This is a genomic window from Shimia sp. MIT1388, from assembly GCF_047124445.1.
In the GTDB taxonomy this organism is placed as follows: Bacteria; Pseudomonadota; Alphaproteobacteria; order Rhodobacterales; family Rhodobacteraceae; genus Shimia.
In genome coordinates, this window is the sequence record NZ_CP138921.1 from 2,675,517 (window position 1) to 2,696,581 (window position 21,065).

At 55.4% G+C, this 21,065-nt stretch carries 18 protein-coding genes; 11 read left to right on the forward strand and 7 right to left on the reverse strand.

Going from position 1 to position 21,065, the window contains the following annotated elements:
• Positions 1-9: 9 nt before the first annotated feature.
• From SIB92_RS13275 to SIB92_RS13285, 3 genes are all read left to right on the forward strand, one after another.
• On the forward strand, positions 10-825 hold the full coding sequence (locus SIB92_RS13275; RefSeq protein WP_168590965.1) for an ABC transporter permease: 816 nt from the start codon (positions 10-12) through the stop codon (positions 823-825).
• Complete coding sequence (locus tag SIB92_RS13280; protein WP_412552497.1) at positions 822-2,459, forward strand: ABC transporter ATP-binding protein; 1,638 nt, start codon at positions 822-824, stop codon at positions 2,457-2,459. The genes SIB92_RS13275 and SIB92_RS13280 overlap by 4 nt, the downstream gene beginning before the upstream one ends.
• A 146-nt stretch (positions 2,460-2,605) precedes the next feature.
• Positions 2,606-3,442 carry an alkaline phosphatase family protein gene (locus SIB92_RS13285; RefSeq protein WP_412552498.1) on the forward strand — a complete coding sequence of 279 codons (837 nt, stop codon included), beginning with the start codon at positions 2,606-2,608 and terminating at the stop codon, positions 3,440-3,442.
• Positions 3,443-3,449: 7 nt separating this feature from the next.
• On the opposite strand, the gene SIB92_RS13290 is transcribed toward SIB92_RS13285, so the two are convergent.
• Both SIB92_RS13290 and SIB92_RS13295 read right to left on the reverse strand, forming a co-directional pair.
• Positions 3,450-4,772 carry an aspartate aminotransferase family protein gene (locus SIB92_RS13290; protein ID WP_412552499.1) on the reverse strand — a complete coding sequence of 441 codons (1,323 nt, stop codon included), beginning with the start codon at positions 4,770-4,772 and terminating at the stop codon, positions 3,450-3,452.
• Positions 4,769-5,599, reverse strand: coding sequence for a 3-keto-5-aminohexanoate cleavage protein (locus tag SIB92_RS13295; protein WP_412552500.1), 831 nt, complete (start codon positions 5,597-5,599; stop codon positions 4,769-4,771). Before SIB92_RS13295 ends, SIB92_RS13290 begins: the two co-directional genes overlap by 4 nt.
• Positions 5,600-5,705: 106 nt before the next feature.
• Between SIB92_RS13295 and SIB92_RS13300 the strand changes: the two genes are divergently transcribed.
• The 4 genes from SIB92_RS13300 to SIB92_RS13315 all read left to right on the forward strand — a co-directional run bounded on the left by SIB92_RS13300 (position 5,706) and on the right by SIB92_RS13315 (position 10,739).
• Positions 5,706-6,572, forward strand: coding sequence for a MurR/RpiR family transcriptional regulator (locus SIB92_RS13300; protein ID WP_412552501.1), 867 nt, complete (start codon positions 5,706-5,708; stop codon positions 6,570-6,572).
• A gap of 49 nt (positions 6,573-6,621) precedes the next feature.
• The gene (locus tag SIB92_RS13305) at positions 6,622-7,584 is read left to right on the forward strand and encodes a TAXI family TRAP transporter solute-binding subunit (RefSeq protein WP_168590971.1); all 963 of its coding nucleotides are present in this window, start codon (positions 6,622-6,624) and stop codon (positions 7,582-7,584) included.
• 84 nt (positions 7,585-7,668) lie between these two features.
• Complete coding sequence (locus SIB92_RS13310; RefSeq protein WP_412552502.1) at positions 7,669-10,302, forward strand: TRAP transporter permease; 2,634 nt, start codon at positions 7,669-7,671, stop codon at positions 10,300-10,302.
• 11 nt (positions 10,303-10,313) lie between these two features.
• Entirely contained in the window at positions 10,314-10,739 is a 426-nt protein-coding gene (locus SIB92_RS13315) for a universal stress protein (protein ID WP_412552503.1), read from the forward strand.
• A 45-nt stretch (positions 10,740-10,784) separates the two neighbouring features.
• Here SIB92_RS13315 and SIB92_RS13320 read toward each other — a convergent pair whose 3' ends face one another.
• The 4 genes from SIB92_RS13320 to accD all read right to left on the reverse strand — a co-directional run bounded on the left by SIB92_RS13320 (position 10,785) and on the right by accD (position 17,356).
• Positions 10,785-12,770 (reverse strand): CocE/NonD family hydrolase, encoded by a 1,986-nt coding sequence (locus SIB92_RS13320; RefSeq protein ID WP_412552504.1) that lies wholly within the window; start codon positions 12,768-12,770, stop codon positions 10,785-10,787.
• Positions 12,771-12,833: 63 nt separating this feature from the next.
• Positions 12,834-14,780 carry a hypothetical protein gene (locus tag SIB92_RS13325; RefSeq protein WP_412552505.1) on the reverse strand — a complete coding sequence of 649 codons (1,947 nt, stop codon included), beginning with the start codon at positions 14,778-14,780 and terminating at the stop codon, positions 12,834-12,836.
• Between the two features lie 261 nt (positions 14,781-15,041).
• Entirely contained in the window at positions 15,042-16,322 is a 1,281-nt protein-coding gene (locus SIB92_RS13330) for a bifunctional folylpolyglutamate synthase/dihydrofolate synthase (protein ID WP_412552506.1), read from the reverse strand.
• A 92-nt stretch (positions 16,323-16,414) separates the two neighbouring features.
• Entirely contained in the window at positions 16,415-17,356 is a 942-nt protein-coding gene (accD, locus tag SIB92_RS13335; RefSeq protein ID WP_412552507.1) for an acetyl-CoA carboxylase, carboxyltransferase subunit beta, read from the reverse strand.
• A gap of 303 nt (positions 17,357-17,659) precedes the next feature.
• On the opposite strand from accD, the gene SIB92_RS13340 reads away from it, so the two are divergent.
• From SIB92_RS13340 to SIB92_RS13355, 4 genes are all read left to right on the forward strand, one after another.
• Positions 17,660-18,430, forward strand: a complete 771-nt coding sequence (locus tag SIB92_RS13340; protein WP_412552508.1) for a DUF6478 family protein — start codon at positions 17,660-17,662, stop codon at positions 18,428-18,430.
• Between the two features lie 21 nt (positions 18,431-18,451).
• Positions 18,452-18,829: a hypothetical protein gene (locus SIB92_RS13345; protein WP_412552509.1), complete on the forward strand. Its 378-nt coding sequence runs from the start codon at positions 18,452-18,454 to the stop codon at positions 18,827-18,829.
• Positions 18,830-18,895: 66 nt separating this feature from the next.
• Positions 18,896-19,348 (forward strand): potassium channel family protein, encoded by a 453-nt coding sequence (locus SIB92_RS13350; RefSeq protein ID WP_412552510.1) that lies wholly within the window; start codon positions 18,896-18,898, stop codon positions 19,346-19,348.
• A 55-nt stretch (positions 19,349-19,403) separates the two neighbouring features.
• Complete coding sequence (locus SIB92_RS13355; protein WP_412552511.1) at positions 19,404-19,916, forward strand: DUF2478 domain-containing protein; 513 nt, start codon at positions 19,404-19,406, stop codon at positions 19,914-19,916.
• Between the two features lies 1 nt (position 19,917).
• On the opposite strand, the gene SIB92_RS13360 is transcribed toward SIB92_RS13355, so the two are convergent.
• Positions 19,918-21,015, reverse strand: coding sequence for an AI-2E family transporter (locus SIB92_RS13360; RefSeq protein WP_412552512.1), 1,098 nt, complete (start codon positions 21,013-21,015; stop codon positions 19,918-19,920).
• Between the last annotated feature and the right edge of the window lie 50 nt (positions 21,016-21,065).

Below are 21,065 nucleotides of genomic sequence, written 5' to 3' on the forward strand. Positions count from 1 at the left end.
GGAAACGTTATGAGAATACCCATAGCTGCCCTAATCGGGCTCATCTTCACTTTCGCGTACTTTTTCGTAGCCATCTTTGCGCCCTGGATTGCGCCTTATGGCATGGCGGAAGTGGTCAGTCGCGACGTGTGGCTGCCACCGTCCTCCGAGTTTTTGCTTGGGACCGACAACCTTGGCCGCGATTTGCTCAGCCGTATGATCTACGGCGGGCGCACAACAATCTTTATTGCCACCGCGGCAACCATTCTGAGTTTCACAACAGGCTCCATCCTTGGCTTCCTCGCTGCTGTTCTTGGCGGCTGGGCAGATCAAGCCATGAGCCGGTTTGTGGACTTGATCATGTCGATTCCGTCGCTGATCTTCGCCTTGGTCGTGTTGTCAGTCATGCCGGTGACAGTGCCTGTGCTGATCGTTGTGATGGGCCTGTTGGACAGCACGCGCGTGTACCGACTGGCGCGCGCCGTTGCCGTGGACATCAACGTCATGGATTACGTTGAGGCCGCAAAGCTGCGAGGCGAAGGCCGCGGCTGGATCATCTTCCGGGAAATCCTGCCAAACGCTCTGTCCCCGTTGATTGCGGAAATGGGCCTGCGGTTCATCTTTATGGTTCTGTTTGTTTCTACTCTGTCTTTCTTGGGTCTTGGCGTTCAGCCCCCCCAGGCGGACTGGGGTGGAATCGTGAAAGAAAACGCGGACGGTATCGTCTACGGCATTGGCGCAGCGCTTTACCCCGCAGTCGCCATCGCCACTCTGGCGATCTCGGTGAACCTCGTCGCTGACTGGATCCTGAACCGCACAACTTCGCTGAAAGGTGGCCGCGGATGAGCGATAAGCTTCTCAAAGTCCAAAACCTCAAGATTGGCGCAACGGTGTACCCTCCGGGCGAAAAACCGCACGACATTGAGATCGTACATGGCGTGAGCTTTGAGGTTGAGAAGGGCAAAGTGCTGGGTCTCATTGGCGAGTCCGGTGCAGGCAAGTCGACCATTGGTCTTGCGTCGATGGCTTACGGGCGCGGTGGCGTAAAAATCACGGGCGGCGAAGTTTGGGTCAATGGGCGGGACATTCTGAAGACCACAAACTCAGACGTGCGAGCCCTGCGCGGCGGCGAAGTGACCTATGTGAGCCAGTCTGCTGCCGCGTCCTTCAACCCTGCCAAAAAGATCATGGATCAGGTGACCGAAGCCGCGATCCTGCAAGGCAAGTTTTCCAAAAAGGAAGCCGAGAGTCGCGCAGTGGAACTGTTCCGGAAACTTGGTCTCCCCGATCCGGAAAACATCGGTAACCGCTACCCGCACCAGGTATCTGGCGGGCAGTTGCAACGCTGCATGACAGCACTTGCGCTGTGTCCCGAGCCGGATTTGGTGGTGTTTGACGAACCGACAACCGCGCTGGACGTGACCACGCAAATCGACGTGCTGATGGCGATCAAGGAAGCCATTCGCGACACTGGCGTGGCGGCGCTCTATATCACCCATGACCTCGCGGTTGTGGCGCAAGTGAGTGACGACATTCTTGTCCTGAAAATGGGAGACATGGTCGAATACGGCTCTGTGGATCAGATCATCAACAATCCACAGGAAGAGTACACCAAGGCCTTGGTTTCGGTGCGCTCTATTGAGCATGCTGAGAAAACGCCAACGCCAGAACCCGTTCTTAAGGTGCAGAACATTACCGCCCGCTATAAGGGCACCAACTTTGACGTTCTCAAGAACATCAATGTTGAGTTGCACCCTGGGCAAACCCTTGCGGTTGTAGGTGAGAGTGGATCTGGTAAATCCACCTTGGCACGGGTCATCACGGGCCTTTTGCCGCAAAGCAATGGCAGCGTCCATTTTGCTGGTCGCGACCTGAGCAAGGATTTGGCCGGACGCTCCAAGGAGGACCTGCGCGAGTTGCAAATGATCTACCAGATGGCAGACGTTGCGATGAACCCGCGCCAAACCGTCGGCACAATCATTGGCCGTCCGCTTGAGTTCTACTTTGGTCTGCGCGGCGCTGAAAAGCGCAAGCGCATTGTTGAGCTGCTGGACGAGATCGAGATGGGCGAAGGCTTCATTGATCGCTATCCTGCGGAACTGTCAGGTGGTCAGAAACAACGTGTCTGTATTGCGCGTGCTCTGGCGGCAAAGCCAAAGATGATCATCTGTGACGAGGTGACCAGCGCGCTGGATCCACTGGTGGCGGACGGCATCCTCAAGCTGCTCCTAGACCTTCAGAAAATCGAGGACGTTGCCTATCTGTTCATCACCCACGACCTTGCCACGGTGAAGGCCATCGCAGACTCCATTGCCGTGATGTATCAGGGCGAAGTGGTGCGCTACGGCGGCAAGACAGACGTGTTGTCTCCGCCGTTTGACGACTACACCGACTTGCTGCTGAGCTCTGTGCCTGAAATGAAACTCGGCTGGCTGGAAGAGGTCATCGCGAACCGAAAAATGGAAAGCGCAGGCAACTAAGGCTATTCGCTTTCACACAAATTGCGGCGCCAGTTTCGGCGCCGTTTTTTGTCTTTAGCATCCAAAACCACCATCGAAATGTCGGTCTTGAACGTTCTGTCACAATCCGCTGGTTTATTACTTTTGTTACTAAGGAGGAGCCCGGCATGGACAACAAACTGCTTTTGATCATCCTGGACGGTGTGCCCTGGCGCAATTGGAGCCGCCTGTTTGGCAATCTGGAAGGTTGGGTGGCAGACGGCACAGCCCAAAAGTGGAAAATGACCTCTGTGCTGCCCTCGATTTCCGCAAGCTGCTATGCTTCAATCCACACCGGAGTCACACCTCAGGAACACGGCTGCACCGGAAACGGCAATGTTTTCCGCATCAAACAGGCCGACATCTTTTCAGAAGTTCGCAAGGCGGGTGGCAAGACTGGCGCAGTGGCCCACTCCTTCTGGTCGGAGTTTTTCAACCGCCATCCGTTCGATTTTGTACGGGATATTGAATATGACGAGCCCGAGAGCAACACCATCAATCACGGGCGGTTCCACAGCATGACCGGATATGGCGCGGCCAATCAGATGACGCCATCCGACGTGGACTTATTCGCGACACTCACCAATCTCTGCCTCAAGAACGAGCTCGACTACGGCATGTTGCACACCTGTACGCTGGACAGTATGGGGCACCGCTTTCAGCACGACAGCCACGAAATGGATCATGCCTGTTTTGTGATGGACGAAATGCTGGCACCCTTCATCCCTCGATGGCGGCAGATGGGATATGAGGTGATTGTCACCGCGGATCACGGGCAAGACGCAAGAGGACACCACGGCGGCAATGATCCGCTGCAGCAGGAGTTCGCGCTTTACTACTTCGGGGAGGCCAAAGGCCCCGCCCCTGATGTAGTGCTGTCTCAGTTACAGCTGGCCCCCTCCATTCTACACCGGCTTGGGGTTTCGGCACCGGACACGATGAAGGCTGAACCGTTTTTAACCTGATTGGCTGCTACGGGAGGACCTTTTCAATCGCGGCCTCAAGCGTGCCGACAATAAGATCGATGTGAGATGACTCCATGATAAAGGGAGGCGCCAAAAGGATATGCGTGCCTCGTTTACCGTCGATTGTGCCCCCCATGGGATAACAGATCAGACCCGCCTCAAACGCCGCCGCCTTGAGCCGCGGAGCCAAAGCCAGCTCAGAGTCAAACGGCTCTTTAGTCTCTCGGTCTTTGACAATTTCCATCCCAAGGAAAAGGCCCCGCCCGCGGATGTCTCCGATATGAGGATGCTGCCCAAAAGTGTCGTTCAACTCGTGCTGCAACTTTGCCCCCAACGGCGCGACATTGGACACCACATCGTCATCAATCAACCGCTTCGCGACCGCTAGTGCCGATGCTGCTGCGGTCGGGTGACCATTGTAGGTGTGACCATGCTGGAAAAATCCAGACCCATCTCTGATCACGTCGTAAATCTCAGAGGTACAGAGCATTGCGCCAATTGGCTGATATCCTGCCCCTAACCCTTTCGCGACGGCGCAGATATCCGGGCTGATGTGCTCTTGCTCATGGGCGAACAAAGAGCCTGTTCGCCCCATGCCGCACATCACCTCGTCAAGAATGAGCAAGACGCCGTACTTGTCACATATGTCCCGGACCCTCTTGAAGTAGCCTTCCACAGGCGGGACTGCACCCGATGTCGCGCCCACAACAGGTTCTGCCACAAAGGCGAGCACCTCTTCTAGACCCAGCTCGAGGATTTTGTCTTCCAACTCCTGCGCAACCCGCTGCCCATAGTCATGACCTGTTTCGTCCCCTTCTTGGCCGCGATAGGCGTAGCACGGCGCGATGTGATGGGTCTCCACAAGCAAGGGAGAGAACGGCTCGCGACGCCAAAGGTTGCCGCCTGTTGCCAGCGCACCAAGGGTATTGCCATGGTAACTTTGACGGCGCGCAATCACGTGCCGGCGTTTCGGTTCACCTTTTTCCAGCATGTATTGGCGCGCAAGTTTTAGGGCACTTTCCATAGCCTCGGAGCCGCCAGACACCAAATAGACCCGATCCAGGTTTCCGGGCGCATTGGCAATAAGTTTGGCAGCCAGTTCCTCCGCAGGCTCTGACGTGAAAAATCCGGTATGCGCAAAAGCGGTGGCATCAAGTTGCGCCTTGATCGCCGCGATTACAGCTGGATCAGAATGGCCAAGACAGCTGACAGCTGCGCCACCCGAGCCATCAAAATACGCTTTACCGTCCTTGTCATACAGAAACGCACCTTCGCCGCGCGCAACGGTAGGAAGCGACTTGCGGCTGTGTCGTGGAAATACATGGCTCATGAAACTTGTACCTTTTCTAACAATGGACGCCCAATGGAGGTGGCGTGCTGTACTATGAGCGATACGCTTTCCGCATTGTCGCGGAGCAGTTCACCGTTCGCTTTGTGAAGGTTGTTTTCAAACCCAACCCGCACGTGACCGTTCATACGCAACACGTCGCGCACAACACGTTGCTCCGTCGGACCAAACGCGCAGACGGTCCATGATGACACATCATCGTCTAGCGAGTTTAGGAGCCCCCGAAGTGTGAATGGTTGCGCATCTTTGGGCGGCTCATAGCTACCAAGAACCAGCAAGACATCGCGCTGTGTTGGCAAGATGACACCGTTGGCTAACCAGGCCTTGAACTGGTGAATATCCTCTGCGTCGTAGAGGATGTGCTGCAAATGAACCCCGGCCTCTTGAGCAAAGCCATACATGCGGTGGGCAACGCGCTCGTCTCGCGCCATTTCGCGCACAGACACACTGGCTGCAGCCGGCTGCAGTTGCTTGACCGTATCGAATTGGGCCTCGATGCCGTACACACCGGCCGCTTCCGTGGTGATCTGTATCTGAAGCCCCGGTGCCATTTCGGCCACTGCGGACATCGCTTCCCTGTACAATCCTGGGTCCAGCGAATGTTTCTGATCTTTGTCGCGCACATGCAAATGCAATTCATGCGCCCCCGCCTCCAAACACGCCGCTGAGGTGGCCGCGATTTCCTCAACGGTAACCGGCACTTTGGGATGGTCGCGTTTGGTCTTGCGCGCACCATTGGGGGCGACGGTCACCTTGAGAGGCGGCAGGTCGGCAGGCTGGTGAAGGGTAGTGATGCTGTCTTTGGGCATCTTTGAAACTTTCCAGGTTGAGGTAGCCAGAACATTTTGAAACAAATGTTTCGAATCTTGACCTGAGCTAAAACATCTGGATAAATCCTGTCAAGTGGAGGGATTCGTGAACAGATCAAACCGTCTTCAGGAACGGGTAGCGGACAATTATGCCGACCTGAGCGTCAAGCTACGGGCTGCGGCTGACTTTGTGTTGGCCAATGAAATGGACGTGGCTGCACGATCCTTGCGGGCAATTTCTGCGGCAAGCGGTGTGTCCCCCGCGACCCTTTCAAGGCTGGCCCGCGTGTTAGGCTTTGAAACCTATGAAGAACTTCGGGAGTTATGTCGGGACTCCGTTGGAGAGCGATCCCAATCGCTCACCCAGCGGGTTCAAAAACTGCAGGACGGGTCAGAAGAAGACGCGCCGATCTACGACCGGCAAGCGGCGGCCTGCATTTCCAACATCACAACCCTCGTCGATACGCTAGACAAAGACCGGTTACAAAATACTGTGAACGCCCTGGCAGAGGCCAAGTCCGTGGTGCTTTTTGGCGCCTTTGGCTCCACCGGGATTGTTGAATACATGGCCTATCTGGCGAACTACTTCTCGACGACTTGGACGTTGGCAGGCCGCATGGGCGCTTCATTGGGGGCATCGCTCGCTGCGATGGGGCCAGACGACGTTTTGCTGGTGGTCACCAAGACGCCATATGCTGCTCGTGCGGTCCGGGCGGTGGAGGCCGCACAGCAAATCGGGGCAAAAACTATCGTGATCAGCGACAGCCACGCCTGTCCAGCGATCAAATTCGCAACTTTTCCCTTTATTGTTCCGTCAGATAGTCCACAATTCTTCTCGTCCTATGCGGCGACTCTGACATTAATGGAGTCGATGGTTGCCATGTTGGTGGCACAATCCGGCGAAGGGACAAACGAGCGCATCCGAGAGGTTGAGCGACACAATCAACGCCTGGGTGATTTCTGGGTGGACTAAAGACAAAAAGACTGAAATTTCAATACTATCATCAACTAGGGAGCCTAAGATGATTTCGAAACTGAAACTGGCCGGTGCGGCCATTATCGCCTCCATGGGCATTTCTGCAGGTGCCTCTGCACAGGAGTTCATCTCCATCGGCACCGGTGGCGTGACCGGCGTTTACTACCCAACCGGTGGTGCAATCTGCCGTCTGGTCAACAAAGGCCGCAAAGAGCACGGCATCCGCTGCGCTGTGGAGTCCACTGGCGGTTCTGTCTACAACATCAACACCATCAAAGCTGGTGAGCTGGAATTTGGCGTTGCGCAGTCTGACTGGCAGCACCACGCCTACAACGGCACCTCCAAATTCTCCGACAACCCGTTCCCGGATATCCGCGCGGTGTTCTCCGTACACCCTGAGCCATTCACTGTCATCGCGCGTTCCGACGCCGGTGTGAGCAGCTTTGCGGACCTCAAAGGCAAGCGTGTTAACGTTGGCAACCCTGGTTCCGGTCAGCGCGCCACCATGGAAGTGGTGATGGACGCATATGGCATCGGCATGGACGACTTTGCTCTGGCAACCGAGTACAAAGGTTCCGAAATGGCGAAGCAGCTGTGTGACGGCAACATCGACGCGATGATCTACACCATCGGCCACCCAGCCGCGGCCATCAAAGAAGCAACCACCACCTGTGACGCAAACCTGGTGAGCGTAACCGGCCCAGAGATCGAAAAACTGGTCGCTGACAACCCGTTCTACCGCGTCGCAACCATCCCTGGTGGCATGTACAAAGGTACCGATGGCGACACCACCACCTTTGGTGTTGGCGCAACCTTCGTGACCTCCGCGACCATTCCTGACGAAGTTGTTTACGTTGTAGCCAAGTCCGTGATGGAGAACGTGGAAGACTTCCGCAAGCTGCACCCTGCGTTTGCGAACCTGGACCCAGCCGAGATGGTTAAGGACGGTCTCAGCGCACCTCTGCACCCAGGGGCCGAGAAGGCCTACATGGAGCTGGGCCTGAAGTAAGGGCAGCCTGAGTTTACAAGTGTTGGAAGCGCCTCGAAGTCCATTTCGGGGCGCTTCTCAAAAAGGGGTTCAACGGGGAAGATTATGGCTCAAGATCATCAGAATGATGGCGCGGCCAAAGCCGACGCATTGGTTGCGGAAGTCGATACTGGCGCACGCAACGCCGAAGGTTTTCAAGGTCAACTAATCATCGCGATCTGTATCATATGGTCGCTTTTTCAACTTTACATCGCATCCAAACTTCCAGGTGTCCTGGCGCAATCAACCGGATTTACCGGGTTTGCCAACATCGTGGGCCAAGCGCGCTACATCCACCTGGCCTTTGCCATCGCTTTGGCCATTTTGGCCTTCCCGATGTTCAAATCGTCGCCACGTGATCGCATCCCACTTTATGATTGGGCGCTGATCGCATTGGGCGTTGGCGCTTGTTTGTACCTCGTTGTCTTCCGATACCAGATCGCGGACCGCCCCGGCCTTTGGACAACCACCGACATCACAATGTCCGCAATTGGCATGGTGGTGTTGATGATCTGTGTCTACCGCTCTTTGGGGCTCCCACTGGTGATCATCGCAGGTTCCTTTGTCTTGTTTGCCTTCTTTGGTGGCAACTCTGAATGGGTGCGCGACATCACCAACTATGGCGGCGCATCGCTGTCCAAGGCTCTCGGCCACTACTGGATGCAAACCGAGGGCGTGTTTGGTGTCGCTCTTGGCGTGTCGACCTCGATGATCTTCCTGTTTGTTCTGTTCGGTGCACTGCTTGACCGTGCCGGCGGCGGCAATTGGTTCATCAAAGTTGCAATTGCTCTGCTTGGCGCCCTACGTGGCGGACCGGCCAAGGCTTCGGTTCTGAGTTCGATGATGACCGGCATGATCTCCGGCAGTTCGATCGCCAACACCGTGACAACCGGTACTTTTACTATTCCCTTGATGAAGCGCATTGGCTTCCCCGCTGAGAAAGCCGGGGCGGTTGAGGTTGCGTCTTCCACCAACGGCCAGTTGACCCCACCCGTGATGGGCGCGGCGGCCTTCCTGATGGTGGAATATGTGAATATTCCCTACATCGATGTCGTCAAACACGCGTTCCTGCCCGCCGTCATTTCCTACATTGCGCTGCTCTACATTGTGCACCTGGAAGCGCTAAAGATGGAGATGAAGGGCCTTAAGAAGGCTGGGCGTCACATTGGGCCCATCATGATTATGGTTCTGTTCCTGACCGGCTTCCTTGGTCTGGCAGCAATCACCTTCGTGATGATTGGCGTGCGTAACCTGCTCGATCCTGTGATGGGTGACAGCATTTACGCAGCGATTGTTTTGCTGGCGATTATGTATCTGGCGTTGCTGTATTTGGCATCGAAGTATCCAGATGTGGCGATGGATGATCCCAATGCCCCGCTGGAAGCGCCCCGCCTGACCCCGACACTTCTGGGTGGTGCCTACTATTCCCTGCCAATCTTCATCCTGGTGTGGAACTTGATGGTGAAAACGGAAAATCTCGACCGTTTGTCACCGGCGCTCTCAGCTTTCTGGGCCACGATCTTCATGATTATTGTCGCGCTGACACACCGCCCGATCAAAGCCTTCTTCCGGGGCGAGACCGCGCTGAACACCGCGTTTTCCGTTGGCTGGGCCGACTTTGTTCAGGGCCTGATCATGGGCGCACGCAACATGATTGGTATTGGTGTGGCAACCGGCGCTGCCGGTATCATCGTCGGCACAATCAGCCTGACCGGGGCGCACCAAGTGATTGGACAGGTCATTGAGGTCATCTCTGGTGGTAACCTGATCATCCTGCTGGTGCTGGTGGCAATCCTGTCCCTGATCCTGGGCATGGGCCTGCCAACCACGGCCAACTACATCGTTGTAAGTTCGCTCATGGCGCCCGTAATTGTCAGCGTGGGTGCACAAGCAGGTCTCGTTGTGCCGTTGATCGCGGTCCACATGTTTGTGTTCTACTTCGGCATCCTTGCAGACGACACGCCCCCTGTGGGCCTGGCGGCCTATGCCGCAGCGGCCATTTCGCGAGGCGATCCAATCAAGACCGGTATTCAGGGCTTTGCCTATGATATCCGGACTGCGCTGCTGCCATTCATGTTCATCTTCAACACCGATCTGCTTCTGATCGATGTAGGACTGGCAAAGGCAGTACTGGTGTTTTTCATCAGTCTGATCGCGATGCTGATATTTGCAGCCGCAACGCAGGGCTACTTCATTGCGAAGTCGAAGCGTTGGGAAAGTGCGGCTTTGCTCTTCATCGCCTTTATGTTGTTCCGTCCGGATTTCTTCCTCGATCTGGTGACAGAGAAGTATCAGAGCGTCAGTGGTCCACAGGCTGTGCAGCTTGTTGGTGAGCAACCGGAAGGCAGCTTGATCCGCTTCAAAGTTGAAGGACCTGACTTTGACACCGGTGACAACCGGGCGACCACCATCACCATGGTCTATCCGGGCGGCGAGCCTGATGCCGCGATGATGGAGAACGGGCTGACTGTGTTTGAAGAGGACGGCAAGCTGCTCCTTGAAGAACCGTTCCCGGGCACGCCGTACTTCGGGTCTTTGGGCACCGAGTATGACTACTACGGTGATACACCAGTGGTGATTTCCCAAGTGGAAGTCGAAAACGAGCGGATGCCGAAAGAGCTGTTCTTCATTCCGGCGCTTCTGTTGCTGGCTGGTCTGATGCTCATTCAGCGGCCTCGCGCCACGCAGCCTGCATTCTAGGGAGACGCGATATGTTTAAGACCCTACTTCTGACAGTGGACGTAAACGACCTGAAAGGGTCCGAACGTCCGGCCGAAGTTGCCAAATCCATGGCCGCCCGCGACGGTGCGGAGCTGCATATCATGAATGTGGTTCCGGACTACGGGATGTCGATTGTTGGCTCGTTCTTTAGCTCGGACCACAACAAGGCGATCCTTCAGGAAGCCAAGGTGGCGCTGGAAACCTGGGCATCTGCGCGTTTTGCGGATGTCTCAAACGTGCGCCTGCATGTGGATCAAGGCACGATCTATGATTTGGTCCTTAAGGAGGCCGAAGCTGTGTCTGCCGATGCGATCATTGTCGGCGCCCACAAATCGCAGCTTAAGGACTACTTGATTGGGCCAAACGCTGCCCGAATATCGCGACACGCCAAGCAATCCGTGTTTGTTGTACGCTAAACTATGGAAGCCCGCCTTTGAGCGGGCTTCTTTTTTGTGCGATACTCATTCTCTCGGCACGGAAACATCCCAAGCCTTGTGAAAGACCTCTGTGCCGTCTTCTTCGGCGCGCAGGTTTGTCTGGATAAAGAAATGATCCGCATCTGCCGTCATTTCCAAATCCGCTTTCACTACAACCGACCACGCACCGCGTGACATGTGCCGCTCCCAGGCAAAGGAGGCACAGGCGGACGTTGGGTCTCCATCAACAATGGAAAATTCCTCCCAGTGTTTTGTGCCGCTCACCAGGTTGGTGTTCAAATCCCGCAGCAATCCACTATCACTCTCAATTTTTTGCGTTGTCCTGCGCAGTCCCACATCCCGCACAACGCGTTTGCTTTCATGCCCTTCTGTAAGCTGTTCCGTCTCTCTTGGGCGGGCGGACTTTGGAGAATCGAAAGCCCATTCGCCGCCATCGGCGAGCCCGCGAACTGGAAGCAAAATCGTGCCTTCATGGAGGTCCAAAGTGGTCAGCTCTGCTTCTGGCCAGACAAAAGGCCAAAAACTTGTCGACAACGCAACGCGAAGCTTATGTCCGCGCGGCACGCGGTAAGCGCATTGGTCCAGAACCACCTCCACGTCGATTTCGCTCCCGACCGGCACATCCACGTTGGCGTGATGCCCGTTACGATGTCTTAGATTGAGAAACCCATGTGAAATGAGGGTGCTTTCCCCATTTGGATGTATGTCACATAGCCGAACAGCGAGCTGCGCCTTGGCAGTATCCGACGTGAGCTTCAACTGCAGCTTAGGCGCCCCCACCAGATCCAGAGATTCCTCCAAAACGTCACTATCAAAACAAGTGCTCCGCAGGTCATCTTGCCGTTGATCGTCAGGCAATTCTCCTGGGCCAAAGCCAAATGGGAAGTACTCCCCCGCCATTTGACCGCACGCCAAATCGGGCGACACCTGCCGTCCCACTGGCGCCATAGTGACAGACAGCGTGTCTCCAAACAGATGCAAGGACAGGACATCAGAAGGGTTACCTGCCGCGTCGGCAATCCATCTACCTGGCCTATAATCGTACTGCACAGCCGGGGCCACACCGTCCATCAGCCACCGGCGCAAATCCGGAAGCTCATCAACACCATTATCCTTGCCTTTTAGCCAGTGATCCCACCAAGCCAACAATTCCCCCATGAAATCGACTTGCGGTCCGGGCACTGCGAAATGCGGATACTTGTGGTTCCAGGGACCGATCAGTCCTTTCACCGGCACAGACAGGTTCTCAACAAGATGGGACACCGTGTTGCGATAACCATCATGCCATCCGCCAACGCTCAGCACCGCAGCCTTAATGGCATCGTAGTCTTGGCAAACGGAACCGTGCTCCCAATATGCGTCGCGGTTTTGGTGACGGGTCCAGATCTCGGCCAAACAAGGGGTGTTTTCCAAACGATGTAGCCACATATCCCGCCACCGGTCGCCTACAATTTCGGGATCTGGCGGCAACGCAAACCACCCCAACACCGTTGCGGCCCAGGCCGGGTTTTCGCCCAGCATGATTCCACCTTTGTAGTGGATGTCATCGGCATAGCGATCCACAGTCGAGCACAAGCTGGCAACAGCCTTCAACGCGGGCGGCGCCAAGGCGGCAATTTGCAACCCATTGAAGCCCCCCCAACTGATCCCCATCATGCCAACATTGCCGTTGCACCAATCCTGCCCCGCCAGCCACTCGATGACGGCAACACCATCGTCAAGCTCTTGCGGTGAGTATTCGTCTTCAAACAACCCTTCGCTGTCACCACACCCCCGCATGTCCACCCGCACACAAGTGTAGCCATGACCGGCGAGGTAGGGGTGTGTCAGCGCATCGCGCTCTGCGGTGCCGTCGCGCTTTCGATACGGCAGATACTCCAGAATTGCGGGTACTGGCTCTGATGTTTGAGGACGCCAAACACGCGCGGACAGCTTGATGCCATCCGGCATTTCAATCCACACATGTGGCTCTTCAACAACCTCATAGGGAAACTCTTGAACGACCTGCATTGGCACCTCCTCTGACTTTAAGTGGTATTCTTCGAGGAAACTGTGCGCTTTGTCAGAAAAATCTTACCTCAAGAAAGCGCACATGGCATCGCGCGCGTTTTCCCGAACTTCAGATGAAAGATCATCCGACACAAATCTGTGGACCAGCTCTGCCCCTACAAAAAGAGGCACAACCGTTTCGTGCTCTTGCTTCGGGATCAAACCTGACGACAAAAATGCCCGCAAATCACACTCAGCAACCCCCAGCTGTCTCCTTCCCGCTTGAAGCGGTGTGTTCAATTGCAAATCCACTAAAAATTGTGCCGCGGCGCGGGCCACCGGCGTCCATCGCGCACCATGCAGTTGAACACCAGACAGGCGGCCATCTTTAAAAACAAAATTGTTCGGTAGAAACCTTTCCTGCCCCTCTATTTGCAGAACCTTCATGTTGCTCTCACGGCGAAGACGTCCCGCCAATTCGGATAGCAAATCCTCGAGCAAAGCCCCATCGCTGGCATTCAGCCCTGCACGCGATGCCTTTTCCCTCAAGTGGCTCAGCGAAAACAGCATTGACAGATCTGATTGCTGATACCGATTAAGAGAAGCTTCCCGCAGCCAATCTGCGGCCATGCGCACAAGTTTAGACCTGCGCCCTTCCGGCACCTGCGCAATCTTTTGACCCAAAGGAACGCCGGGGATATGCGTTAGGCAAAGCAGACCCAGATCTGGATAAGCGAAAACAGTGCTTTCGGCCCCAAAAGCGTCCGTCGACAAGCTTTGCCCAATCCGGTCGAGTTCCCCGACGCGAGCTTGCACTTCCCGCTCACCGCTATCTGATAGATGACGACAAACGCGCAGTTTTTGATCTCCGATAGCACCGATAAATTCCTGATAAGTCGTGCTAACCTCAAGAGACCTCCTAAGCTTCAACGTCTCCGCCTCGGGCAAGCCGCGCAATAGCCTTTGAGTTTCGTAAGTCGCCTGTTTGGCCACCAACTCCTGAAGGCTTTTCCGGGATGTCTTGGGTACAGACAAAAGCCCAAGATCCCTTTCAGAAAACCCTGCCTCCTCAAATGCCTGCTGTAGCTTATGCTCCAACAGTCGATCGTCTGCAGACAAGGTAAAGCGCGAAAAGTACCAATACAAAAACGCCTCATAGTTCACATTCTTGCTCAGAGCCGCTTCAAGCGCCGCTGGGTAATTTTCTACCTTTTTGACAGTCTCTGACACGTGATGGAAATCGGCCTTCCCAAACAAGATTGCGGGCTTGTTATGCAAAAAGCCTTCAATGGCCACCGCAGAATTATAACTCACCGTGACTGCACAATGATGCAAAATGTCGTGCACATTGGCGTCGGTTGGTTCGAGCGGCAGCCCATCCCGTAACAGTTTTAAAATCAGCTGTGCGTCATCTAACTGACGACTGAAAGGGTGGGCTTTGACCACCACCGGTCGTCCATCAGCGTTTTCAACCACTGTGCGCAGGAGCGTTTCGTTGTCGCAATAGGCCGTCCCCTGTCGATGGGGATTGTCACCTTGCAAGAATACCGCGATGCAGCCTTCAGGTATGGTTGCTACTTCCTTTTTGGGGCCATATCGCGACCGTCGTCCCTTTACGAAACGATCGTGAAACTCGCGAAATCTTGCGCGGGCCACAACAGCATTCACGCTCGTTTCATCATACGAAGCATGTCTTGCGCTGCTTTCAGCCAGCACCCCCTGGGCATCCAAATGAAAATAGGGAGGCAGGTACGCTAGCGCCGTGTTCAGGGCGTTGGGCTGCTGAACCATACCATTTTCGATGATGTGCAAAGTGTCGGCTTCAAGGAAATCCGACCAGTCTCGTCTCCCCGGTTCCCGCAAGGCTTCAGCGCGTCGACGCACCTCAACAACGCCACCTCTCGCCGTGATCATTTCATGAGTTCTACGGAAAATCGAAAGGTGCGGCAGACTGAGAAACGTTTGAAGGAACTGCTTTGGCAGGTGGAAAACAACTTTGGCGGCCAATTCTGCCTCCGTCAAAAAAACCATGTTTTGCCGCCGAACCCGAAGACACCATATTAGACCTCCGAAGCACACAATCACATTGGTCTTTGGTTGGCCTGCAAATTATTAGGGGGGCTGCCTGCCCCCCACTTTCCTGCCTGCCTGTCCACGGGTCGCTTCGCTTTTGGTTTTCTATTTGGCGAAAGAGACGTTGGAACAACTATACGTGCGCCGATTCGAATCAGTCAACAGGGTGATTCGCTAGCCTCGTTTTTATTACGTTGCTGCCCACACCAAACCTCGCGGTTAAGCGTTTTCTCTCAACACGGCACCAGCAAGGTAGAGCGATCCGCAGATTAAGATGCGGCCTTCAGGGAACCGGGACGCAATATCGGCTACGGCCTCCAACACATGTGCGCTTTCACTTGCCTTCAATCCAGCTTCCCCTGCTGCACGGGCAGTTTCTTCTGCGGGCACGGTGTTTGCCTCGCCAGGAATGGATACGGCCGTCAAAGTATCTGCCACCTGGGCTAAAGGCGTCAGATATCCAGCGATGTCTTTGGTGTTCAGCATACCACACACCAAATGTGTGGGGCGCTTTGGTAGTCTGGAGATGACATCTGCCAAGGCCTTGCCTGCGGCTGCATTGTGCCCGCCGTCCAGCCATAGCTCCGCACCCGCAGCGGCCTCTACCAACGGACCTTCTTTCAACCGCTGCATACGGGCCGGCCAACTTACGTCGCGCATGGCGGCCTCGCAGGCAGCCTCATCTGCTCCCAAATGGCGAAGCGCCGCAAGTGCTGCCCCGGCATTCTGGATTTGATGGTCCCCAGCCAGCGCCGGCAAAGGTAGGTCCAACAACCCACGCTCGTCCTGAAACACCAGCCGGCCGCGCTCTTCATAAACGTGCCAATGTTGCCCGTAGGCGATTAAAGGCGCCCCTACGCGCGCGGCAGCCTGCTCAATGACGTCCATTGCTTCATCACATTGCGGCCCCACCACACATGGCACACCATGTTTAAGAATCCCGGCTTTCTCAGCGGCGATTTCCGCAATAGTTTCGCCAAGAAATTGTTCGTGATCCTTGGACACAGGCGTGATCACCGTGAGCTCTGGTGACTGGATGACATTGGTTGCGTCCAACCGACCGCCCAATCCGACCTCAAGCAAAGTGTAATCCGCTGCGGTGCGGGAAAACGCGAGAAGGGCGGCGCAAGTCGTGATCTCGAAGTAGGTGATGTTTTGTTTGTTGTTGGCCTCCCAGCACTCATCCAGAACCGCGGAAAGATGTGCCTCATCAATCAGTTCCCCAGCCAGGCGGATGCGCTCATGAAACCGTGCGAGGTGAGGGCTTGTGTAAGCATGTACCTTGTCACTACGCCCTTCCAGGCCAGCACGGATCATCGCCTGCGTACTGCCTTTGCCGTTGGTTCCTGCCAAATGCACAACCGGCGGCAGTTTTTCCTGCGGATTGTCCAAAGCTTCCAACAAACGCCACATCCGATCCAAAGTCAGATCGATGATCTTGGGATGAAGCGCCATCATGCGCGCGAGGATCGCGTCGGATGTGTTTGCGGGAGTGCCCATAGTGTGCTCCGAAAATCTTGGGGGTTCTAAACAAAACGGGCCTCCGGTTTACATGCCGAAAGCCCATTTCCAACGCCGCATTCGCGACCGTATTATTCCGTTTTCGCCTCTTCGGCTTTTTCTTCAGGTGCCTCGGCCACTTCTTCAGCTTTCTGAGGCGCGGGCAAATCGCCGGCTACGGCTGGCGACATACCCATAAGCATCCGCAGGATCGTCACCAACTCGGCTTTTAACTCGGTCCGTTTGGTCACGCGATCCAGCATACCGTGGTCCAGTAGGTATTCCGCTCGCTGGAAGCCTTCAGGAAGCTTTTCCCCAATGGTTTGCTGAATCACACGCGGACCTGCAAAGCAGATCAAAGCGTTTGGTTCGGAAATCTGGACGTCGCCCAACATCGCGTAAGACGCCGTCACACCGCCTGTGGTTGGGTGCGTGAGCACGACAATGTAAGGCAGCCCTGCTTCTTTCAGCATTTGCACAGCGACGGTTGTGCGCGGCATCTGCATCAGAGACAGGATACCTTCCTGCATCCGTGCGCCGCCTGCCGCTGAGAACAGCACCAATGGGCGCTTGAGCGCGATGGCACGTTCGGCCGCGGCAATAATCGCGTTGCCGACATACATGCCCATGGAACCGCCCATGAAAGAGAAGTCCTGGCAGGCCGCCACAATCGGGGTCCGGCCAATTTCGCCTTCCGCCACCAACATGGCTTCTTTTTCGCCGGTCTTCTTTTGCGCAGCTTTCATGCGCTCGGGATACTTTTTCTGATCACGGAATTGCAGCGGATCGGCAACCGGTTCCGCAACCTCAACCTCAACAAACACGCCGCCGTCAAACAGCGCCTCAAAACGATCCCGCGGCGAAATGGCCATGTGATGGTCGCACTGCGTGCAGACGTTCTGATTGGCCTTCAATTCGCGGTGAAACAACATCGTCCCGCACTCATCACATTTGGTCCAGAGATTGTCTGGAACTTCTCTGCGAGAAAAGATCGAGTTGATCCGCGGGCGGACGTAGTTTGTGATCCAGTTCATGTGATCGGAGTCCTCTGGTTCCAATTCGGGATGAGATAAGACGCTACGTCAGAAATTGCAATCTAAGTCGTGCTTCGAAATCAGCGCCAATCGCTATTTCTATGCGGGTTTTAAGCCCTATTCGCAGAGCAATTCTTTCCTTTTGGCCACCCAACCGAGTTTGAGAGCATGCAACACCCTGAAATTTCATGAGGAACGGGGCGAAAGGCCATTTGTCCTATCGTAAGCATTTCGCTAAATAATCAGAACGAAGGCCGCAGATCGTTTCGCCGCCAGCAACAATGGGTCATGGTTTCAGGGCAGATGGCAAAAAGCAGACGTTTCTTTCAGCAGGCGCTCCAATCCGGTCTGGCGCGCTATTGGGCCCGCAATGCGCGCAAGGCGTCGGAGACCGATCTGGCCACGCTTCGCGCCCAACGTCGCCGCGCGCGCACCCTGCGGCAACATCTGGACACACTTATCGCGGTCTCCGAGAGCCGATTGGCCTTACCGATTATCGGCTCAAACGCGTTTCCAAAACCGCATGGAACAGATTGGTCTTGGCGGCCAGCACTGTGGCGGGAACCCATTCCGGCGAAAGGACGCGCGGCAGTACAAAACAAGGAGATGCTTGGCGAAGAGGTCACGCTTTTTCATGATTGCCGTATTTCCGAACTCACCTTGCGCCAGCTTCGGAACCACCGGGAAAAAGACTTGGCCCCCTTTGGCCTGCGCATGGACGTTTTCCGGTTTGACGGATCGTTCCTCTCGCTGGTGATTGACTTGCCACAAGAGGCAGTTTCCGGGTTGAAACGCGAGCACGTGGTGCGCATGGACACGATTGTCGAAATGGAAAAGCCGCTGGAGATCTTTGCCCGACTGAACATTCGCCACGGGCCAAACACCGAACAGATTGTCCGCGAACTGCCTTTGCAGGCTGAGGATATTCGGGTCGAGTTTGATCTCGCCTATTCCAACCTCAACGAAAAGCGCGTTGAGAAAATGTGGATCGACCTGATCTTTGAAGGCCCGGAAATGAACCAGGTTGTCCTGAGGGATGTCACCTTCTCCCGCCGCCCGCGGGCCGAGTTCTAAACACGTATTGAGGATGTCCAGATGAGCGAGCTCACACTGACAAAGACCCGCCTGTTCGAAGGTGTTTGGGAAGGGGCGCTTAAGACCGCTGAGGCCTCCGCGCCAAAGCCGCAGGTAAATGTCACCTATCTTGGCGAGGCGATTGCCGATGTGGCAATTGACCAGACGGAGGAAGCGGGGCTCTGGCGGCTGCGTTTTCCAATCCCGAAAGAAAGCCTGTCGGATGGGGTGCAAACCGTTGTCATCACAGATCAATCCACTGACGAGCGCCTTGATACCGTGAGCTTTATAGCTGGCGAAGCGCTGGCAGGCGATTTGCGCGCCGAAATTGACCTCTTGCGCGCGGAACTGGACATGCTGAAGCGTGCGTTTCGGCGTCATTGCGTGGAAACGATGTGACCCTGTGACCGGCTTGTGCCTTGAAGGCGGTCATGGCAGTTTGCCTCGACAATCAAGAGCGATGCCATGACCCCAGAGACACTGTTTATGAGCCAGCATGACCAATTGCTGTGGGGCTCTGTGGTGCTAAGCGCCTGCGCACTTATCCACGTCGGACTACTGGCAGGTATGATCGAGGCGTTGGCGCACATTGGCCGCTGGGTCAAAAACCGTAACCGCATGGTGCGCACAACAACTGTGGTTGGCGCGGCTTTTTTCATGATTGTGAGTTCACACACAGTCCAGGTTTGGCTCTGGGCTGCGGTACTGCTCTACATGGACGCCTTTGAATACCTCTATGACGCGCTCTACTTCTCACTGGTGACCTATACCACCGTTGGGTACGGCGACGTTGTCCTGCCTGTGGAGTTTCGTGTATTTGGTGCCTTTGGGGGCGTGACGGGCATTCTGTGCTTTGGGATTTCGACCGCGTTTTTGGTGTCCCTGATCAACAAGCTGTTGCCCAAGTCCCTTGAGTGACCCGCACCCTTCAATCGCAATTGCTTTCCCACACAACAGACCTATCTTCTGACTCATGATGAAAATTGCATACACGATGGCCCACGGACGGGGCGAACTGGATTTGCTGCTATCAGATCTCGCAGCGCGGTTGGAAGCACGTGGACTCACCGCGCGCGGAATTGTGCAAACCAACACAGAATGCGGATCTTATCACGGCTGTGACATGGATGTGCGCGTGCTTCCCGATGGACCGATCATTCGGATTTCACAAAACCTTGGTAAAGAGGCCAAAGGGTGCCGATTGGACCCCGATGCGATGGCGTCTGCTGTGACCGCGGTAGGGCAGTCCATGCAGGCTGACTTTGATGTCTTCCTGCTCAACAAATTTGGCAAACAAGAGGCCGAAGGACGTGGATTTCGCGATCTGCTTGCTGAAGCGCTTGAAAAAGGCGCAACGGTGATTGCCGGCACCAATCCTTTGAACGCCGAGGTGTTTGAAGAGTTTGCCGGCGGCATGGCCACCAATGTGCCCGCCGACATCGACGCGCTGTTGGCCTGGTACGATCAGGTGAACGAAGAGGGATGAGTTAGCTCTCTCCCTCACCCTCTATGTCGTCCAGCCACGGGATTTCGCCGTCGTTGGTGAGCAGAATTGCCAAGGGGCGAGTCGCCTGAAAAAACGACATGATGGTCATGATCCCGGAGGTCAGGATCACCGATAGGATCGCTCCTATAAGCCCCCAGACGGCCGTCCAGGAGGCGAGAGACACCATCACAATCACCGGACTAAGGTTCATGGAGCGGCCCATCAGACGGGGTTCCCAGAAGTAGCCGACACCAAATTGCGCCCCACACAGCGCGGCAAACAGTAAAGCAACGTCCATGTTCAGCCCCCAGTCGCCCACTGCAAACAACATCGGCAGCGCCATGGCGATCCATGACCCGACATAGGGAATATAATTGAAGATCGCCGTGGTGACGGCAAAGAAGGCTGCAAACTCGAGGCCGAAGAACAGGAAAATCACCCAGCACAACACGCCCAAAACCACGTTGATCAGGGTTTTTGTGGTGAAGTAGGTGCCAATCTGGGCTGTGATCAAATCGATGGTCTGCCAGACATTGGATTGCGAGCGGTCATCCGGAACAATTGCGGCTACTTTCTTGGGAATGCTGTCGCGTTCGATCAGGAACAAGATGGCGTAGAGGAACACCAAAGCGAGGTATCCGGCGGAGTAACTAACCGAGTTCACGGTCATGCGAATGAGGCTTTGGATGTCGATATTATCAAACACCAGGCGGTCAACGGATTGCCAAGTGAGCTCAAACTCCACGTCAAATCGGGCAGCCACATCAGACGTGGTCTGAGAGAGCCGCTGCAAGTAGTCCGGCATGGCGCGCACCACAGGGTCCAAATTGCGGGCAAAGAAGCTGATCAAGCCAGCCAACACCACAAACAGGACCACTGTGGTCAGCATCATACGCAGCCAATCTGGCACATACTTTGCATAGAGCGGAATACGGCCCATGGAGCGAGAAATGCCATCCATCAGAAAGGCCAGCAGCGCGCCAAGCACGATGGGCACCAAAATCGCCTGGGCTGCATTTAGAAACCAACCGGTGGCAATAGCGGCCAAAATCGCAAGGCTCACGGAGGCCACGCGCAGGGATGCGTTGATCTGAGACACCGATGTTTCCTCCTTGCACGTCAAAGGCATCCTAACGGCCAGACGCCTGG

Excerpts from the sequence above, each read along its gene's own strand:
- SIB92_RS13275 (WP_168590965.1), top strand. The coding sequence starts at position 10 with ATGAGAATACCCATAGCTGCCCTAATCGGGCTCATCTTCACTTTCGCG.
- SIB92_RS13280 (WP_412552497.1), top strand. The coding sequence starts at position 822 with ATGAGCGATAAGCTTCTCAAAGTCCAAAACCTCAAGATTGGCGCAACG.
- SIB92_RS13285 (WP_412552498.1), top strand. The coding sequence starts at position 2,606 with ATGGACAACAAACTGCTTTTGATCATCCTGGACGGTGTGCCCTGGCGC.
- SIB92_RS13290 (WP_412552499.1), bottom strand. The coding sequence starts at position 4,772 with ATGAGCCATGTATTTCCACGACACAGCCGCAAGTCGCTTCCTACCGTT.
- SIB92_RS13295 (WP_412552500.1), bottom strand. The coding sequence starts at position 5,599 with ATGCCCAAAGACAGCATCACTACCCTTCACCAGCCTGCCGACCTGCCG.
- SIB92_RS13305 (WP_168590971.1), top strand. The coding sequence starts at position 6,622 with ATGATTTCGAAACTGAAACTGGCCGGTGCGGCCATTATCGCCTCCATG.
- SIB92_RS13310 (WP_412552502.1), top strand. The coding sequence starts at position 7,669 with ATGGCTCAAGATCATCAGAATGATGGCGCGGCCAAAGCCGACGCATTG.
- SIB92_RS13315 (WP_412552503.1), top strand. The coding sequence starts at position 10,314 with ATGTTTAAGACCCTACTTCTGACAGTGGACGTAAACGACCTGAAAGGG.
- SIB92_RS13320 (WP_412552504.1), bottom strand. The coding sequence starts at position 12,770 with ATGCAGGTCGTTCAAGAGTTTCCCTATGAGGTTGTTGAAGAGCCACAT.
- SIB92_RS13325 (WP_412552505.1), bottom strand. The coding sequence starts at position 14,780 with ATGGTTTTTTTGACGGAGGCAGAATTGGCCGCCAAAGTTGTTTTCCAC.
- SIB92_RS13330 (WP_412552506.1), bottom strand. The coding sequence starts at position 16,322 with ATGGGCACTCCCGCAAACACATCCGACGCGATCCTCGCGCGCATGATG.
- accD (WP_412552507.1), bottom strand. The coding sequence starts at position 17,356 with ATGAACTGGATCACAAACTACGTCCGCCCGCGGATCAACTCGATCTTT.
- SIB92_RS13340 (WP_412552508.1), top strand. The coding sequence starts at position 17,660 with ATGGCAAAAAGCAGACGTTTCTTTCAGCAGGCGCTCCAATCCGGTCTG.
- SIB92_RS13345 (WP_412552509.1), top strand. The coding sequence starts at position 18,452 with ATGAGCGAGCTCACACTGACAAAGACCCGCCTGTTCGAAGGTGTTTGG.
- SIB92_RS13350 (WP_412552510.1), top strand. The coding sequence starts at position 18,896 with ATGACCCCAGAGACACTGTTTATGAGCCAGCATGACCAATTGCTGTGG.
- SIB92_RS13355 (WP_412552511.1), top strand. The coding sequence starts at position 19,404 with ATGATGAAAATTGCATACACGATGGCCCACGGACGGGGCGAACTGGAT.